At 43.6% G+C, this 16,424-nt stretch carries 18 protein-coding genes; 6 read left to right on the top strand and 12 right to left on the bottom strand.

Annotation, left to right across the window (positions count from 1 at the left end; all coding sequences use genetic code 11):
- Positions 1 to 55 precede the first annotated feature (55 nt).
- A complete protein-coding gene (locus QEP06_RS07335; RefSeq protein ID WP_285269703.1) occupies positions 56 to 682 on the bottom strand; it encodes a TetR/AcrR family transcriptional regulator in 627 nt (208 codons plus the stop codon).
- A gap of 80 nt (positions 683 to 762) precedes the next feature.
- Between QEP06_RS07335 and QEP06_RS07330 the strand changes: the two genes are divergently transcribed.
- From QEP06_RS07330 to QEP06_RS07315, 4 genes are all read left to right on the top strand, one after another.
- Positions 763 to 1,398: a TatD family hydrolase gene (locus QEP06_RS07330; protein ID WP_285269702.1), complete on the top strand. Its 636-nt coding sequence runs from the start codon at positions 763 to 765 to the stop codon at positions 1,396 to 1,398.
- A complete protein-coding gene (locus QEP06_RS07325; protein ID WP_285269701.1) occupies positions 1,391 to 2,143 on the top strand; it encodes a tRNA threonylcarbamoyladenosine dehydratase in 753 nt (250 codons plus the stop codon). Before QEP06_RS07330 ends, QEP06_RS07325 begins: the two co-directional genes overlap by 8 nt.
- Positions 2,144 to 2,165: 22 nt before the next feature.
- Positions 2,166 to 2,543, top strand: a complete 378-nt coding sequence (gene rnpA / locus QEP06_RS07320) for a ribonuclease P protein component (RefSeq protein ID WP_285269700.1) — start codon at positions 2,166 to 2,168, stop codon at positions 2,541 to 2,543.
- Positions 2,544 to 2,606: 63 nt separating this feature from the next.
- A complete protein-coding gene (locus QEP06_RS07315) occupies positions 2,607 to 3,257 on the top strand; it encodes a DUF4126 domain-containing protein (RefSeq protein WP_251832511.1) in 651 nt (216 codons plus the stop codon).
- A gap of 24 nt (positions 3,258 to 3,281) precedes the next feature.
- On the opposite strand, the gene QEP06_RS07310 is transcribed toward QEP06_RS07315, so the two are convergent.
- The 11 genes from QEP06_RS07310 to QEP06_RS07260 form a co-directional block, all read right to left on the bottom strand.
- Positions 3,282 to 3,650: a sulfite exporter TauE/SafE family protein gene (locus tag QEP06_RS07310; RefSeq protein WP_251832512.1), complete on the bottom strand. Its 369-nt coding sequence runs from the start codon at positions 3,648 to 3,650 to the stop codon at positions 3,282 to 3,284.
- Positions 3,651 to 3,674: 24 nt separating this feature from the next.
- Positions 3,675 to 5,357, bottom strand: a complete 1,683-nt coding sequence (locus QEP06_RS07305; RefSeq protein WP_285269699.1) for a hypothetical protein — start codon at positions 5,355 to 5,357, stop codon at positions 3,675 to 3,677.
- 1 nt (position 5,358) lies between these two features.
- Entirely contained in the window at positions 5,359 to 5,847 is a 489-nt protein-coding gene (locus tag QEP06_RS07300) for an LptE family protein (protein WP_425256196.1), read from the bottom strand.
- Positions 5,848 to 5,896: 49 nt separating this feature from the next.
- On the bottom strand, positions 5,897 to 7,174 hold the full coding sequence (locus QEP06_RS07295; RefSeq protein ID WP_285269697.1) for a sigma-54 interaction domain-containing protein: 1,278 nt from the start codon (positions 7,172 to 7,174) through the stop codon (positions 5,897 to 5,899).
- Positions 7,175 to 7,201: 27 nt separating this feature from the next.
- The gene (miaB, locus tag QEP06_RS07290) at positions 7,202 to 8,659 is read right to left on the bottom strand and encodes a tRNA (N6-isopentenyl adenosine(37)-C2)-methylthiotransferase MiaB (protein ID WP_285270074.1); all 1,458 of its coding nucleotides are present in this window, start codon (positions 8,657 to 8,659) and stop codon (positions 7,202 to 7,204) included.
- A gap of 155 nt (positions 8,660 to 8,814) precedes the next feature.
- Complete coding sequence (locus QEP06_RS07285; RefSeq protein WP_285269696.1) at positions 8,815 to 9,540, bottom strand: energy transducer TonB; 726 nt, start codon at positions 9,538 to 9,540, stop codon at positions 8,815 to 8,817.
- On the bottom strand, positions 9,537 to 10,265 hold the full coding sequence (locus tag QEP06_RS07280; RefSeq protein WP_285269695.1) for an energy transducer TonB: 729 nt from the start codon (positions 10,263 to 10,265) through the stop codon (positions 9,537 to 9,539). The genes QEP06_RS07285 and QEP06_RS07280 overlap by 4 nt, the downstream gene beginning before the upstream one ends.
- Before the next feature lie 58 nt (positions 10,266 to 10,323).
- Positions 10,324 to 10,806: a hypothetical protein gene (locus QEP06_RS07275; RefSeq protein ID WP_285269694.1), complete on the bottom strand. Its 483-nt coding sequence runs from the start codon at positions 10,804 to 10,806 to the stop codon at positions 10,324 to 10,326.
- A 62-nt stretch (positions 10,807 to 10,868) separates the two neighbouring features.
- Positions 10,869 to 12,068, bottom strand: coding sequence for a diaminopimelate decarboxylase (gene lysA, locus QEP06_RS07270; RefSeq protein ID WP_285269693.1), 1,200 nt, complete (start codon positions 12,066 to 12,068; stop codon positions 10,869 to 10,871).
- A 110-nt stretch (positions 12,069 to 12,178) separates the two neighbouring features.
- Positions 12,179 to 13,402, bottom strand: a complete 1,224-nt coding sequence (locus QEP06_RS07265) for a 3'-5' exonuclease (RefSeq protein ID WP_285269692.1) — start codon at positions 13,400 to 13,402, stop codon at positions 12,179 to 12,181.
- 48 nt (positions 13,403 to 13,450) lie between these two features.
- Positions 13,451 to 14,977: a helicase HerA-like domain-containing protein gene (locus tag QEP06_RS07260; RefSeq protein ID WP_285269691.1), complete on the bottom strand. Its 1,527-nt coding sequence runs from the start codon at positions 14,975 to 14,977 to the stop codon at positions 13,451 to 13,453.
- A 209-nt stretch (positions 14,978 to 15,186) separates the two neighbouring features.
- Between QEP06_RS07260 and QEP06_RS07255 the strand changes: the two genes are divergently transcribed.
- Positions 15,187 to 15,987 carry a sulfite exporter TauE/SafE family protein gene (locus QEP06_RS07255; protein WP_285269690.1) on the top strand — a complete coding sequence of 267 codons (801 nt, stop codon included), beginning with the start codon at positions 15,187 to 15,189 and terminating at the stop codon, positions 15,985 to 15,987.
- A 3-nt stretch (positions 15,988 to 15,990) separates the two neighbouring features.
- Positions 15,991 to 16,362 carry a hypothetical protein gene (locus tag QEP06_RS07250; protein ID WP_251832523.1) on the top strand — a complete coding sequence of 124 codons (372 nt, stop codon included), beginning with the start codon at positions 15,991 to 15,993 and terminating at the stop codon, positions 16,360 to 16,362.
- The last annotated feature ends 62 nt before the right edge of the window (positions 16,363 to 16,424 follow it).

The raw sequence follows: 16,424 nt of genomic DNA, 5'->3' as shown, positions 1-16,424 counted from the left end.
ATTTAAGACTATTTAACTTAAAAGACTTCGGACGTAAGGATTTATCATCGAAATTTCAGGCTGTTTTATAACCTAAAAGCGCAAAAACGGCCACAAGCATATTTGCAAGCATCTTGCGTTCGGCATTTTTCAGATAATCTTCTTCTTTCTCGGGCAGATAAATTTCATAGAAGTTTTTGTTACGGATGACGAACAGCGACGAGCCTAAAATGATAGTCAGCAAATCTTCGGCTTTTGGTGCGTAAGTGAAGACACCGCTCGCAACACCTTTTTTCACCACATCATCGATCTTTGAGGTGAAAGTGGTATAGAAATCGAGAAGGTCGTCTTTAAGATGCTCTGTATGGCGAAGCTCCTGCGTGACGAAACCGTGAAAATAATTATATTTAAAAAGTTGGCTCACCACATGTTTCACCAGTTCCTTCATCTGAACTTCGGGTTTTGAATCTTTTATGCCTTCGGCAAATTCTGCAAAACTTTCACGTGTTTTCTGCACGCGGTAGCGATACAGATAAGACATCATTTTCTCTTTAGAACCGAAATAATAGGAAATCATGGCCACATTGATGTTGGCCTGCGACGAAATATCACGGATCGATGTGCCTTCAAAGCCTTTCCGGGCGATGAGTTTCTCGGCTACATCCAGGATATGAATCTGCTTATCCGAAAATTTCTTTTTCATTTTTTTGTATTTTTAGTAAAGTTAAAAATTTTAACTTGAAAATTCAAACGAATGTTTAACAATCATGTCCGCGAATTCTGATGCTGTACTTTGATTTTCATCACCACAACTCAAACACAGATTTTGGAATCTATAACGTGAAGTTTAATGATGAACTGCCGAAAACGTATTTTTCTGCAGGAATTCATCCAGATTCCTTTTCCGAAGACCTTGAGCAGAAGTTTGATTGGCTGGAAAGAATGGCGGTATTGGAAAACTGCGTGGCGATTGGCGAATGCGGCCTCGACGCACGGTATGAAAATGCAGATCTGCAGAAACACGTTTTTGAAAAACAGATCATGCTGGCCAACGAAGTTCAGAAACCTTTAATCATCCATTGTGTTAAAAGCTTTCCGGCAATAATTGAAATTTGCCGGAACGCGGATGTACCGGTGGTAATTCACGGTTTCAATAAGCGGAAAACCATCGGAGATGAGCTTCTTGAAAAGCAGTTCATGCTCAGTTTTGGCAAATCACTGATGTATAACGTAAATTTGCAGGCCTTTTTTAAAGAAATGCCGCCAAACCGATTTTTTATCGAAACCGACTCTGCGGACATTGAAATTGAAAAACTTTATCAAAAGGCGGCTGAACTTAGAAATATAACGATTGAAGAATTAAACCTTCAAATCCCCGAAAACCTCAAATCAATAAATTTACCACTTCAAAATGGATAAAAACTGGCTGGAACGCACAGAACTTTTGGTAAAAGCGCACGGAATTGAAAAACTTAAACGTGCCAACCTGCTAGTAGTGGGACTTGGTGGCGTGGGTTCATTTGCTGCTGAATTTTTGGCGCGCGCAGGCGTCGGAAAACTTACCATTGTTGACGGTGACACGGTTGATTTAACCAACATCAACAGGCAGTTGCCGGCTCTTCACTCCACGGTCGGGCAACCGAAAGTAGAATTGGTGGCACAGCGTCTGCGCGACATCAATCCCGAAATTGAACTCACTGAGATCAACGAATTCCTGACACCGGAAAAAATGCAGGCCGTGATCGACGGAGACCAGTTCGATTATGTGCTCGACTGTATTGACAGCGTTACGCCAAAAATTGAACTCATAAAAGCAGCCAAACGCAAACGCATAAAAATCGTGAGCTGTATGGGTGCCGGCGGAAAAATAAATCCTGCCAAAGTGATGGTGCGCGACATCAGCAAAACCTACAACTGTTTCCTCGCCCGCCAGGTGCGGAAACGCCTGAAAGCCGAAAAGATCGACAAAGGCGTGCGCTGCGTGTTTTCAAATGAAATTCAGGATGAAGATAGCCTGAAAATGACAGACGGAAGCAACTATAAACGTTCGTTCTACGGAACGATCAGCTATATTCCGGCAATTTTCGGTTTGTACGCAGCGGCAGAAGTCATTAATTATCTCATTGATAAAGAGAACGACACCGCAACCAGCTCAGACATTTAGAATCGGCTTTTAAACACTAAACTTGGATTACAAATATTCCGCACATCAAAAACTGAAGCAAAAACGCCAGATCGATTTGCTCTTCACCAAAGGAAAATGGACGTCCTGCGGAAATCTGCGCGTCATTTCGCTGGATCTGGACAGGAAGCCGCAGGAAGGTTCCGAGTTGTTGGGACCGAAAACCGGCGTGTCAGTTTCGAAAAAATTATTTAAAGAAGCGATACACAGAAATCGTGTCAAACGCCTGCTCCGCGAAGCGTACCGGCATCACAAACCGGCGTTTGCAGCACGTTTTGGCGAGAATACACTTGCGATGATCTTCTGGATTTCCAAAGAAATGCCCGCAGATTTCAATGCAGTACAGGAAGATTTTCTAATGCTTTGTAAACCAAAAAATTAGAGTCCGGCAAATGTGATTAATTTGTACATTTGTTTTGCCTTCAACCTTTTAAACGATTAAAATATGCTCAGCGAAGCCTCATTTTTGCCTTATATCCTCAGTGCATTTATCGGTATCGGACTGGCTGCGGCTACAGGTTTCCGCATTTTCATGCCGATGTTTGCGGTAAGTTTGGCCTCGTACCTTGGCTGGATTCCGATGACGGAAAGCTTTGCGTGGCTTACGGGCCTACCGACACTTATAGCGACAGGAATCGCGATGATAGCTGAGATTTTGGCATATTATATCCCATTTATTGACCATTTGCTGGATACTTTGTCGGTTCCGCTCGCGACAGCTGCCGGTACGGTGATGTTTGCAAGTCAGTTCGCTGATATTGGATTGTTTCCGCAATGGGCATTGGCGTTGATTGCTGGTGGTGGAACAGCCGCGGCGATCAGTTCGGGTTTTGCCGGCACGCGTGCGGCATCTACGGCTACCACAGGCGGTTTAGGTAATTCCGTGGTGGCCACAACTGAGACAGCAGGTGCAGGCTTGATGTCATTTTTGGCTTTGGCAGCACCAGTAATCGCATTTGTAGTTGCAATCGGGTTGCTGATTACGGTGTTTATCTTTGGACGGAAATTGTGGCGGAAAATCAAAGGTTTAAGAACTCCGAGCCACGCAAAAATCATCGATGTAGAAGCTGTGGAGCGGCGTAATATCGAACATTAGCCGGCATTTAGCAGTATAGCAGTATTATTTCTGAAAAAACATTTTAGCAGCCACGGCCACGAGCAGCACCGCGAAAATCTTCCGAAGCATGTCCTGTGACAGCGTAATTGCCGTTTTGCTGCCAAGATAACTGCCGAGCACAAACCCCACGCACAGCAGCAATGTCGTTTTTATATCGACATTTCCGGTTTTATAATAATTTAATACGCCTAAAATTCCAACAGGAAAAATAAGGAGAGCTAATGTTGTTCCCTGCGCGCGATGTTGCGTAAAGCCGAACAAAAGCACCAAAACCGGCACCATTACTATTCCGCCGCCAATGCCCACCAGACCGCTCAGATAGCCAGCTAACAGACCTAATAACATCAGGCCAACAATTATCGTAACATCCATTTTCATTAATTATTTTGGATTGTTTTAAGGCTGCCTGTTCTGGCGCAGTTCCTTGATCAGTTTAATCTGTTCCGCAAAATAAGATTTCTTTTCGGGAAACTTCTCCGTCAGTGTTTCGTAGGCTTTTATCGCTTTGGCGTAAAGTTTCTGATCCATGTAAAGTTTTGCGAGCGTTTCAGTCATCAGGTGTGAGATGTTGTCGCCGCGGTCTTTAACCACAAAATCCGATTCTTCCTTAAGCTTGGAAATCTTTGGCTCTTTTACGATAAAATTCTCGATCACCTTTTCTTTCTCCACTTCTTTTGAAACCTGCGGCACCTCCGGTGTGCGGTCAATTTTCAACCACTTCTGCCAGGTATTGATGAAAACCGGAACATTACTGGCCTCCTCTGTTTCCTGTGGTTCGACGTGGTCTTTCAGATCGCGGATCAAATCTTCAGCAGCCGTAGTTTCGAGCGAGGTAACTTCCTGGGTGAAAAATGAAATATTAAATGCAGAATCTTCAGAATTCTCCGCTGCGAAAACCGAGTTTTCAGCTTCAATATCAGCACTTTTTGCAGGTATTTCTTTCTTATCTTCAGATTGCAATAAAAGCGCGTCCGGTGTGTTTCCTGAAAAAGACATTGGCTTCCAACCATCAGTAGGTTTGCTGTCTGTTGCGGCCGAATCCTCATTATTTTCAGTACCCTGGTCTTCAATTTCCAAAGATTTTTCAGCATTGTGAGAATTTTCAAAGACTGTTGATTCAGTTGTTTCTTTTTCCTCATCCTTCACTTCAAAATCCTGCACATCGGCGAAATCTAAACCTTTATCAAGTATTGTTTCGCTTTCCGGCTCAGCGATTCGGCGACGCTTTTTCATTTTCGCTTCCACTTCCGCAATAAGTTGCTGCATCTCGAGCTCATGTTTGGAAGGTGATACTTCTGACACATGCTTCATTGCAGGAGAAACCGGCGTTGCAGAAAGCTTCACTTCGGGCAGGAAATCCTCCGTGCCGTGGAAATTTACTGATGTGCCCGCCCCTTGAACTTCCTCTTCTTGCACTTCAACCGTATCGGTTGCAGCATCCTTTATTGGATCTGTATCGATCACTTGCGCGCCTTCATTCCCCGATTCTTCGGGAATTTCGGGAAGATCCGGGGTTTGCGGAACAAGAGGAACTGTCTCAGAAACCGTCTCCGGATCACTTTGAGAAACATTAGGTTTTTCGATTTCCTTTTGGTTTTCAACAGGCTGGGTGGTGATCACGCCACTTTCTCTGCTTTGTTCAATGTCAATCGCAACCTGTTCACGCTCCAGAAAATCTTCCTCGCCTTCAAACAAAATTCGGTTCAGTTCGCCGTTTACGTGCACTTGCTTTGGTGCTTCGCGTTCTTCAGCTATGATTTCAGTATAAACTTTAGAATCCTGAACAACCGCTACTTCTGCTTCTTCAACCTGTGGCTCAGAAGCCACTTTCATTTCTGGTGTTGGAGCAGTTTTCTTATTGATGAATTGATAGATGTTCTTTTTATCGGTAGTATACGCGGCAGTTTCAGATAAAACCTCAGTGTAACTTTCCGGATTCAGCCTGTGTGTAGCATAAAGATATAACGCCCTGATACTTTGCGCATAAGGTGTTTTTTCGATTTCAGACTGAAGCAGTTTTAAATCACTGCTTACTACCAAATCCGGCGCTTTTACCAATTCTAAGATTCTTCCCTTCATATTACCAGTTAGCGACGATGTCGTTAAAAATTTTATTAATAATCCTTTCGTTTACCACCTTCACCTGTGATGCTTCTATCGCATTGATATCAAGGTCGCTGCTGAAAACCGCCTCATCCGAATAGGTACGGTCAAAGCTTTTTTCAGGTTCGATCTTATTCTCATAATGAACTTTTACGGTTATGGTGAGCTTATTCTGTGCAGCCTGAATATTGCCGCCGGGAGCATTCACTGCAGACGATATCGTGGTGGGCGTGATTGCATAATCGGTGATTTCACCTTCTATCAGGATATCGGGATTTTCTGCGGCTCCTTTGAGTGTGGTGCGCTGCAGGAACCGGTTTTGAATATCCGTGGAAAATTGCTGTGCCAGATTCGGGTTCATCAGCGCAGCATTATTAGGAAAATCCCGTATAAGAATTGTCTGTGTTTCAGGACTCAGAGATGAGCCCGTGAAAGAGTAACAACCCTGCAAAATAACGACAGCCATTACATATAACGGCGCCAGAATTTTTGTTTTATTTAAATCGTACCTCATCTTAATCTTCAAGATTATACTGCTTAATTTTTCGGTAGAGCGTGCGTTGCGAAATCCCAAGTTCATCCGCAGCCTTGTTTCTCCGGCCATTATACTTTTCGAGTGCTTTTACGATTAATTCACGCTCATTATTTTGAAGCGAAAGTGAAGTTTGTTTGGTTTCCTCAATCTCGATATCTTCTACCTCACCATAGTCATCACCACTCTCCGTCATCATATTTTGATTTGGGAACTGGTTATTTGAGTTCTCGAAATACAACAGAGAATTCGTATTTGCGTTTGCAGTGTCCGGCGTGAAGACGCGGTTGATGAGATTTTTCTCATGATGACTCAAATCATTGTTGCCTCTGTTCTTAATGAGCTCGGAAGTAAGTGATTTCAAGTCATTAAGGTCATTTCGCATGTCAAAAAGAATCTTGTACATGATTTCACGTTCCGAACCGAAATCCTGGCTGCCACTGCCCGAATTTTTTTGAACGATAGCCGGCAAATTATTATGTTGCGGGATGTATTCTGAAAGTTTAATCGCGTTTACCGAACGGTTTTGTTCTACCACGGTCATCTGCTCTACGAGGTTTCGAAGCTGGCGCACATTTCCGGGAAACGGGTATTTTTCCAGGTAATTTACGGCATCGTCTGTCAGCATCAGTTCCGGCATGCGGTACTTTTCGGCAAAATCTATTGCGAACTTCCTGAAAAGCAGATGGATATCACCTTTTCGTTCGCGCAGTGGCGGCATATCGATCTGAACCGTATTCAATCGGTAATAAAGATCCTCCCGGAACCGGCCGTCTTCGATGGCATTGAGCATATTCACGTTGGTTGCAGCTACAATTCTTACATCGGTCTTCTGCACCTGTGACGAACCTACTTTCATAAATTCACCGCTTTCCAAAACCCTCAAAAGCCGTACCTGCGTCTGCAAGGGCAGTTCACCCACTTCATCTAAAAAGATGGTTCCGCCGTCAGCTACTTCAAAATATCCTTTACGCGTGGAAGTTGCGCCAGTAAAAGCACCTTTTTCGTGACCAAAAAGCTCAGAATCAATCGTTCCTTCCGGAATGGCACCGCAGTTGACCACGATGTATGGCTGATGCTTACGGCGGGATTCTCCGTGAATTATTTTTGGGATAAATTCTTTTCCAACACCAGATTCACCCATCACCAAAACCGAAATATCTGTCGGAGCAACCTGTATCGACTTTTCGAGCGCGCGGTTGAGTGCGGGATAGTTCCCGATGATGCCGAATCTTGCTTTTATAGATTGTAGATCTGCCATTTTTTAAAAATTTTAATTTCAGGAAAATCAGTTTACCTCAACGGAAACCGACTGAACCGTCTTCCCCAAAAGTGTTCCCTGCGTGTTTCCGTGCACCATAACGGACACGATGTCTCCTAATTTCTGGCCTTCAAGCTTATCAAACACACAAACTGCATTTTGCGAATTGCGGCCTTTCCACTGGTTTTCGTTTTTCTTTGAAGTTCCTTCAATCAAAACTTCATGAATCCGGCCCACATATCCCTGCATCCTTTTTCGCGAAAGCTCACCCTGCAGAGCGATTACTTCAGCCAAACGGCGCTGCTTCACATCTGCAGGCACATCATCTTCCATCTTTTTGTGCGCGGGCGTTCCGGGTCTTTCAGAATAGGCGAACATATATCCGTAATCATACTCTACCTCACGCATCAGCGAAAGTGTCATTTGATGATCTTCTTCTGTCTCCCCACAAAAACCGATAATCATATCCTGCGAAAACGCGATTTCAGGAACGATTTTTTTTGCCTGCGCAATCAGGTCTAAATATTCGTCGCGCGTGTGCTGACGGTTCATTTTCTCCAGCATCCTGTCGCTGCCGCTCTGTACGGGCAGGTGAACGTATTTACAGATGTTCTTATGTTTGGCCATGATCTCGAAAACATCCGTCGTCATGTCATGCGGATTCGAGGTCGAGAAGCGGATACGCATTTCAGGAACCGCAGTAGCGACCATATCAAGCAGTTGCGAAAACTTCACCGCCGTCAGTTTCTGAATTTCAGAGGCGTTTTTAAAATCTTTCTTTGCACCGCCGCCGTACCACAGGTATGAATCTACGTTTTGACCCAGCAATGTGATTTCTTTGTATCCATTTTCCCATAAATCCACACATTCTTTGATGATCGAATGCGGATCGCGGCTTCTTTCGCGGCCGCGCGTAAACGGAACCACGCAGAACGTACACATATTGTCGCAGCCCCGCGTGATGGTAACGAACGCGGTAACACCGCTGCCGCCCAAGCGCACCGGATTGATATCCGCATACGTTTCTTCTTTTGAAAGAATTACATTTATCGCATCGCGGCCACCATCGGTTTCCTTCAAAAGATTAGGCAGATCCCTATAGGCGTCGGGACCCACAACGAGGTCAACCAGCTGTTCCTCCTCTAAAAATTTAGTTTTGAGGCGTTCTGCCATACAACCGAGGACACCCACGGTAAGATTTGGTTTTTCCTTTTTTAAATTTTTAAACTGAGACAGACGCATGCGTACAGTCTGCTCCGCCTTTTCGCGGATAGAGCATGTGTTCAGCAGGATAAGGTCTGCTTCTTCCTGTTTTAAAGTGGTATTGTAACCCTGCTCATTCAGGATGGAGGCTACAATTTCAGAGTCTGAAAAATTCATCTGGCAGCCGTAGCTTTCGAGAAAGAGTTTTTTGGAGTTCTGAGGTTTTTCCGCAATTGCAAAGGCTTCGCCCTGCTTGGTTTCGTCAATATATTTTTCCTGCACGATATTAAAATTCAAAAAAATATTAAAAGTAAAAATACGCTGCCTTTAATTTAAAAATACAAAGGCACGTTAAGATTGCAAAGATAAGTAATTTCGTGACAGAATGTCAGTGTATCGGCATGGGAAACGAAACCATTAAATAAAAATACACGACCTTAATACTCTATTTCCGTACGTGCAGACAAAACATAACTATAACGGTAATCTACGGGCTGACCGTTTACTGTAGCGGGTTTCCAGCGTTTATTGGTTCTTTTGAAAGCATAATAAATCATCCGGTCGAATTCTTCGAGACCTGTTTTCTTGGTTAATACGATGTCTTCGAGTTTTCCTTCTTTGGTAATAATGAAGTTCGCTTCCACAGTGAAACGGTCATTCCACGAGAAACGCTGCAAATCCAGATTTGCTTTCAGCTGCTTCGAAAAATGAGAAAGATGTTTTTCGCCACGGTTGTCGTAAACAGGGTAAGTAATGGAAGGCTGATAAGCATCAGCCGCATTCTGAAAAAGAAGCTTCGGGAAAATGGTAAACGTTGCGATCGCAGGTTGTTTCACGCCATTGATAACCGCGGGATTCCACGCATCCTGGTATTTTGCCACTTCCCGCGCAAGATCTGCTGCACATTTGTTGGCGGAAAGATACTTTTCGTGCCGGTCTTTCACAAAACTAATGGTCGCGTCAGGATTCACCAATACGGTAAACTGATAAAACTCCGCTTCGTTTGCGCACGGCTTTATATTCTGGTCCTTAATTATTTCACGAAAATCTCTATAATACGCATCATAACCGCCAACATAAGGCGTCTGACCGTCCGGGAAATCACTTACGGCCTGCGAAAAACTGAAAAATGGAAGCAGAAAAAAGAGAAATTTTACTTTCATCGGATGATATCTTTTGAGGATAAAGAAAGAGGCATAGTGAAGTTGTAATCTATAATGATTCCATGAACCGTCGCAGGCGTCCATTTTTTCTTAATTGATTTCACTGCAGAAATGATCATATCATCATATTCCTTAAGTCCTGACGAATTTTTAAGCGTTACATTCTCAATAGACCCTTCTTTATTAATTTTAAATTGAACGACTACGGTGACTTTGCCTTTTCCTTTAAGATAAAAATTACTTACGTCAGTACGATGATTAACAAGCTCCCGAAAAGCATCAATACCGCCCGGGAACTCAGGCTGCACTATCTGATTGTAAGGAGAATAACCATCCTTGTAATTCTCAAAAAAAGCATCCGGATAAATAAGGTACTGAGCTACGGCTACCGTTGGCTTCCCGTCTATCTTTGCCGCTACAAAGCCTGGCATTGACTTTATTACTTCTCTTGTGAGGGCCACTGCACACTGACTTTCGGGCGCACGCGCGTTATTCCCATCATAAACTATCGCGGTATCATCCTTATCTATGATGATGGGCGCATGGAAATATTCTTTTTTATTTTCACACGGAGACAGTTTTTTCTCAAGAATAATCTTCTGAAAGTCGCGGTAGAATGCTTCTCTGCCTCCCAAATAACTGTGCTGATCAGGCGGAAAGCTTTTTAGTGTTTGGGCAGATACCAAGCTGTTAATGAACAGGAGAATGGATAAATTTTTCACCATTTAATTTTTTTTTAAATATATATAAAAAAACCCTGCAATTGCTTGCAGGGCTACCTTACTAAATATCTGAGGCTTCAGTTCTGAAATTCAGCTTTTGCCTTAATTTGGAGTCGGTTGCCGCGCCGCCGCATCTGGCGGGTGTCCACTTGGGGTTCATTCGCCGCAAGGCAAGTTCGAGGTCGCGGTAAAGCAAATTGCTGTTCGGCACTTCCGGCTTCAGCTGAAAACTCTGCAGATTACCGGCTTTGTTCACGAAAAGGATCAATTCAAAAGTTCCGTTCACCGAATACAGGCTCGTGTCCAGATAGCTTTGGAGGTTACTAAACAACGTCTGTTTAAAAGCATTTTCGCCTCCCGGAAACTGCGCATAAACCGCATTTTCGCATTTCAGACGGTAAAACTCCATCGGGTTATTCAGATCGTAATAGATGGAAAGTTTTGCAAGTTCACTCGTATTATCGGAGATATCTGTCTCTTCCACAAGATATTGGGCATTCAAAAAACTGCAGCAGAACATAAACAGTACTAATAGCTTTTTCATTGGGTGAATTTTGAATAAAGTTACAGATTCCTTACTACTTTCGTCGTTACTGAATGAAGTTTTTACAAAACCTCAATCTGATTTTTGAGCAGATCTTCGAACTCGTCGCGCTTTCTGATGAGATTCGCGGTTCCATTGAGGAACAAAACCTCAGCAGGCTTCAGCCGCGAATTAAAGTTTGAACTCATCTCAAAACCGTACGCACCGGCGTTCCGGAAGACCAAGATGTCGCCTTCGCGCGTTTCGTTCAGTTTGCGGTCCCACGCGAAAGTATCGGTTTCACAAATATTACCTACTACTGTATAGATGCGCTGTGCACCTTTTGGGTTCGAAAGATTGTCGATTTTATGATAAGAATCATAAAACATCGGACGGATCAGGTGATTGAAACCTGAATTAATACCCGCAAAAACCGTGGCTGTGGTTTGCTTGATGACATTTGTCTTTACCAGCAGATTTCCGCTCTGGCTTACGAGATATTTCCCTGGTTCAAACCAAAGTTCAAATTTTTTCCCTGATGTCTTTGAGAATTCAGCGAGCGCTTTTTCCACTTTTTTACCTAAAGTTTTCACATCAGTCTCCATGTCACCCTCCTGGTAAGGCACTTTGAAGCCGCTTCCCATGTCCAGGTATTTTAGATTTGGGAAATGTTCGGCCAGTTCGAACATGATTTCAAGTCCCTGTAGAAAGACATCCGGATCTTTTATTTCGCTTCCGGTGTGCATGTGAAGGCCTTCTACATTGAGATTGGTGGTTTTCATCACACGCTCGATATGGCGGAGCTGATGAATCGAAATCCCGAATTTGGAATCGATATGTCCTGTGGAAATCTTATAATTTCCGCCCGCGAAAATATGTGGGTTTATTCTGACAAAAATCGGATATGAGCCGCCATATTTATTCCCAAATTGCTCCAGAATAGAGATGTTATCAATATTGATGTGCACATTAAGCGCCATCGCTTCTTCTATTTCCGTCAGATCAACACAATTGGGCGTAAACAGAATTTTATTAGCTTCAAAACCTGCGCGAAGGCCGAGTTTCACTTCGTTGATAGAAACACAATCCAGATTTGCACCCAGATTTTTGATGTATTTCAGGATATTAATGTTTGAAAGTGCCTTGCAGGCATAGAAAAACCGCGTAGTCTTGTGAAAACTTGAGGTAAGTTTCTCGTACTGTATTTTGATGGATTCAGCGTCATAGACATACGTGGGGGTGCCGAACTGTTCGGCTGTTTTTAATAAATCTTTATCGGTCATTTTATGGTTGTTAAAATATTAGTAAAGCAGCAAAATGTGAAGTCGATAACCATTTCACCGGCAACCTCTTAAAAATAAGAAGATGCAAAGTTATATTATTTTCAAAAAACTTATTTGGGAAGTGGATAAACTGTAAAGTCGCCGCGCAGAAGCGAAAGTTTCAGTTCGTTTTTCACATCATCAGAAAATCTGGTGAACGGAATTTTGATGGCGTCGATCTTTTTTCGTGTATTGATCTGCGTATGAAATTCGTAGAAACCAAAAGCGTTCAGTTGGCCATTTTCGATTATAAGAAAAGATTTTTCACCCAATGTTCTGCCTTCGGCAGACCAAAGTTCACTGCGGTCGCGCATGGTAAGAAGGTCTTTTAGCTTTTCCACGTCCTGAAGCTCAGGCCGTGACTGAAGAAAATTCACCGCTTTCAGGCCTTGTGTAAATGACCTGAACCTCAACAGTGGCTCCTCCGTTTTGATATTGACGGTCTTTTCTACGAAATATTTGTCACTGCGATGGAAGAGACCGTATTGCAGGTTTTCTTTTTTGCGTAAACCTTTTGTGGAAATCATCAGTTTTGCCAGAAGATTGCTGCCGGTAAGCTCATACTGGATCTGCTCTGTTTCTTCCTGAATCTGTTTCCAGCGTTTAAGCTTGGAGCTGAAAAGATGTTTTGCAAATTTGCTGAGGTCATCTACGAAATCGTAATAGATAATCTTGCCGTCTTTGTTCTGAAGGTAAATGATACCACGCGCCGCGGGCAAATCCTGTGTAAGATTCCGCACTTTGTTCAGGTACGTCTTGCCGTTACTCTCTTCGTGATGCTGTTGAATTATTTCTGAATCTTTATCCTTGATCAGCAGCAGCTTGAACAGTTCTAAAGTGGCACGCGCGTCCCCGGCGGCACGATGCTGATCAACAAGCGGAATACCCAGTGATTTCACGAGTTTCCCGAGCGAATAACTCTCCGCTTCCGGAATGAGTTTTTTGGCTAATGGAATAGTGTCTAACGTATTGATTTTAAATTCGTAACCCAATCTTTTAAACTCCTGGCGAAGCATGCGGTAATCGAATTCAATATTATGTCCCACCAGAACGGTGTTTCGCGTAATCTCAATGATTCGCCGGGCAATTTCCGGGAATTTAGGTGCGGTGCGCACCATTTTAGGCGAAATATTGGTGAGTTTCTGCACGTACGGTGTGATGTCACTTTCTGGGTTCACCAAAGAAATGAACTGGTCAACAATCTCGTGACCATCATACCTGAACACAGCAATTTCAATAATACTTTCCTGCCTGAAACCCGCTCCGTTACTTTCTATATCAATTACTGCGTACATTTTTTAGTCTTCTCAAATCAATCGGGCAAAGCCAAATTTGCCGCAATTTTACCTTTTTCTGCCGCCCAAACCAAACATTCCGAGTACAAATTTAGCACCTTCACGTGCAAGTGTGTTCGCGAAGGTACGCCCGGCGCGGGATTTCATCACAGATTCAAACATTCCGGGCTCTTCCTTTACTTCCTTTTTACGCAATGTAGGCCCGGCTTTCTGCACAGCCTGTTCCATACGGCTGGTAAGCATCTCGTAGGCGGAATCTTTGTTCAGTGACTGTTCATATTTAGCTACGAGAGCAGACTTATTGGTCAGTTCAGCCACTTCCGCGTCCGAAAGTACGTCCATCCGAGACTCCGGAGAAATCAAAAAAGTGTGAACGAGCGGTGTTGGAATTCCCTTTTCATCTAATGCGGTGATAAAAGCTTCGCCAATACCTAAATTCTGGATCAGCTCGCTTGCATTGTAATATTCGGTTACGGGATAATTTTCCACCGCTTTCGTAATCTCCTTTCGGTCTTTCGCCGTGAATCCGCGCAGCGCATGCTGAATTTTCAGACCAAGCTGCGAAAGTACATTTTCCGGCACATCTCCCGGAATTTGGGTAATGAAATAAATTCCGACACCTTTTGAACGGATCAGTTTCACCATCGTTTCAATCTGCGACAAAAGGGTTTTCGAAGCTTCTTTAAATATCAAATGCGCCTCGTCGATAAACAACACAAGTTTCGGCTTGCCAGAATCTCCCTCCTCCGGGAAGGTCATATAAATTTCCGCAAAAAGAGACAGCATGAACGTAGAAAACAGTTGTGGCTGACTTTGAATGTTCGCAACGCGCAGAATATTCACCACACCTTTTCCGTCGCGCATGTGCAAAAGATCCATCACATCAAAACTCGGCTCCCCGAATAATTGCGCTGCGCCCTGCTGCTCCAAAGCCACGATAGAACGCAGGATAGCGCCAAGCGAAGCCGGTGCGATAGAACCGTAATTATTGGCAAGGTCTGCTTTGCCTTGCGGACTATCTGTGACGTACTGCAAAACTTTCTTTAAATCATCAAGATCAATCAGCGGCAAGCCTTTGTCATCGCAATATTTAAAAACAATTGACATGATGCTCGTCTGGGTATCATTCAGATCTAAAATCTTTGACAGCAGAAGTGGCCCGAATTCGGTGACCGTTGCCCGAAGCTTGACACCTTTTTCACCTGAGATGGTCATTAATTCCACCGGAAAAGATTGCGGCTGATAGGGTAATTTAGTTTTTGCGTAACGTTCGGAAATCATGCTGCTTTCCGCACCGGCTTCCGCAATGCCCGAAAAATCACCTTTTATATCCAAAACCAGCGACGGAATGCCCTGATGCGAAAGCTGTTCGGCAAAAACCTGCAGGGTCTTTGTTTTTCCGGTTCCGGTAGCACCCGCGATAAGACCATGTCTGTTCAGCGTTTTCAAGGGAATCTTGATGTCGGTTTCTGCGATCACCTCACCATCCAGCATGCCTTTTCCGAGGGTAATAAAGCTTCCTTTGGTGCTGTAGCGCGCTGAAAGTTCCTCAATAAATTTGATCTTATTGTGCATTTTAGTATCTTTTTAATGTTTAAAGTTAAGGAATGGCGGTCAAACAACCGGTAAACAGCGGGTGTGAATTTAAAGCCAAACTGTATAAAAGTCATCTCTAACGAACAGTTCTAATCCGGAATTCTACCTTAAATTTAGTAGTTTTGTGAAGCTCAATTTTTCAAAAAGGCAATTTTTTTTCTGCACTTTCAAAAATCCCACATTTAATAATGGAAATTTTAGGTTACCTATCGGCAATCATCATCGGACTCGTAATGGGTCTTATCGGCGGCGGCGGAAGTATCCTGAGTGTACCGATTTTTGTCTATGTCTTCGGGTTTGATGCCGTCACCGCCACAGCATTATCGCTATTTGTAGTGGGCGTCACCAGCACCGTAGGCTCCGTAGGGTTTATTCGGCAGGGACAGATTAATTACCGCACCGCTTTCACCTTCGGCATTCCTTCAATTTTAGGTGTACTCTTTTCGCGGCGGCTTGTTTTGCCGCATTTACCGCACTATATCATCAACCGATGGGGAATTACGCTTACCAAAGACATGTTTTTGCTGCTGCTGTTCTCTATCCTAATGTTGATCGCGTCTGTAAAAATGATCCAGAAAAATGAAAGACCGCGGCTGCGAAAATATGATGAGGTCAACTACACACTCCTTGTTTCTCAGGGTTTGCTGGTCGGAATTATTACCGGACTGATTGGCGCTGGTGGCGGGTTTCTGATCGTTCCCGCACTGGTCATGCTGCTGGGTCTCACGATGAAAAGAGCCGTAGCGACGTCGCTCTTCATTATCTCGATGAACTCGCTGCTTGGTTTTTTGAGTACGATGAAAATGGTGAAGCATGACTGGGGATTTCTGCTCGTTTTCAGTGCCTTATCCGTACTCGGAATCTTTATCGGTTTGGGGCTGTCAAAAAAGATGGACGGCCGCAAACTGAAGCCGCTGTTTGGCTGGATCGTACTGGCAATGGGGCTTTTCATCATTATTAAAGAAATATTTTTAAAGCAACAATTTTAAACTATGAAAAATATAATTTTTGGTCTTTTTGTGATTTTAAGTGTGGCCGCATGCAAACAATCCACGACAGAAAATGCTTCGGAAAGCGCTTCGGCAGAGGCCGAACTGGTTCAAAAACCGCTCGAATTTAAAAACGATGCGGGCGAAAACCTTACAGTCACTTATTACTCCGAAGGCGATTTGGTCGCTGTAAAACTTACACCAATCGACGGAGGTGAACAAAGACTGGTCGCGAAAACGGTAAATCACAGCGGAAACCCAATTTTCACCAATGAAAATTACATGTGGGAAATCGTGCAGGATGGGCAGGCCGGAAAACTGTCTGACAAAGCCGGAAAAACTACAGAATACAGGTTATCCCAACAGGCAGATTGACACGTTCAATCGCACAATACTTTTAGGCTGCTAACATATGCCGTATGTTTGTGCCATAATTT

It is taken from the genome of Kaistella rhinocerotis, assembly GCF_030243905.1.
Taxonomy (GTDB): Bacteria; Bacteroidota; Bacteroidia; order Flavobacteriales; family Weeksellaceae; genus Kaistella; species Kaistella rhinocerotis.
Note: the sequence above shows the minus strand (reverse complement) of the source record. Positions and strands in the feature narration are given on the sequence as shown.

What these genes read in the sequence shown, in the direction of transcription:
- QEP06_RS07335 (WP_285269703.1), bottom strand. Translation starts at nt 682, where the DNA reads ATGAAAAAGAAATTTTCGGATAAGCAGATTCATATCCTGGATGTAGCC.
- QEP06_RS07330 (WP_285269702.1), top strand. Translation starts at nt 763, where the DNA reads ATGCTGTACTTTGATTTTCATCACCACAACTCAAACACAGATTTTGGA.
- QEP06_RS07325 (WP_285269701.1), top strand. Translation starts at nt 1,391, where the DNA reads ATGGATAAAAACTGGCTGGAACGCACAGAACTTTTGGTAAAAGCGCAC.
- QEP06_RS07315 (WP_251832511.1), top strand. Translation starts at nt 2,607, where the DNA reads ATGCTCAGCGAAGCCTCATTTTTGCCTTATATCCTCAGTGCATTTATC.
- QEP06_RS07310 (WP_251832512.1), bottom strand. Translation starts at nt 3,650, where the DNA reads ATGGATGTTACGATAATTGTTGGCCTGATGTTATTAGGTCTGTTAGCT.
- QEP06_RS07305 (WP_285269699.1), bottom strand. Translation starts at nt 5,357, where the DNA reads ATGAAGGGAAGAATCTTAGAATTGGTAAAAGCGCCGGATTTGGTAGTA.
- QEP06_RS07300 (WP_425256196.1), bottom strand. Translation starts at nt 5,847, where the DNA reads ATGGCTGTCGTTATTTTGCAGGGTTGTTACTCTTTCACGGGCTCATCT.
- QEP06_RS07295 (WP_285269697.1), bottom strand. Translation starts at nt 7,174, where the DNA reads ATGGCAGATCTACAATCTATAAAAGCAAGATTCGGCATCATCGGGAAC.
- QEP06_RS07285 (WP_285269696.1), bottom strand. Translation starts at nt 9,540, where the DNA reads ATGAAAGTAAAATTTCTCTTTTTTCTGCTTCCATTTTTCAGTTTTTCG.
- QEP06_RS07280 (WP_285269695.1), bottom strand. Translation starts at nt 10,265, where the DNA reads ATGGTGAAAAATTTATCCATTCTCCTGTTCATTAACAGCTTGGTATCT.
- QEP06_RS07275 (WP_285269694.1), bottom strand. Translation starts at nt 10,806, where the DNA reads ATGAAAAAGCTATTAGTACTGTTTATGTTCTGCTGCAGTTTTTTGAAT.
- lysA (WP_285269693.1), bottom strand. Translation starts at nt 12,068, where the DNA reads ATGACCGATAAAGATTTATTAAAAACAGCCGAACAGTTCGGCACCCCC.
- QEP06_RS07265 (WP_285269692.1), bottom strand. Translation starts at nt 13,402, where the DNA reads ATGTACGCAGTAATTGATATAGAAAGTAACGGAGCGGGTTTCAGGCAG.
- QEP06_RS07260 (WP_285269691.1), bottom strand. Translation starts at nt 14,977, where the DNA reads ATGCACAATAAGATCAAATTTATTGAGGAACTTTCAGCGCGCTACAGC.
- QEP06_RS07255 (WP_285269690.1), top strand. Translation starts at nt 15,187, where the DNA reads ATGGAAATTTTAGGTTACCTATCGGCAATCATCATCGGACTCGTAATG.
- QEP06_RS07250 (WP_251832523.1), top strand. Translation starts at nt 15,991, where the DNA reads ATGAAAAATATAATTTTTGGTCTTTTTGTGATTTTAAGTGTGGCCGCA.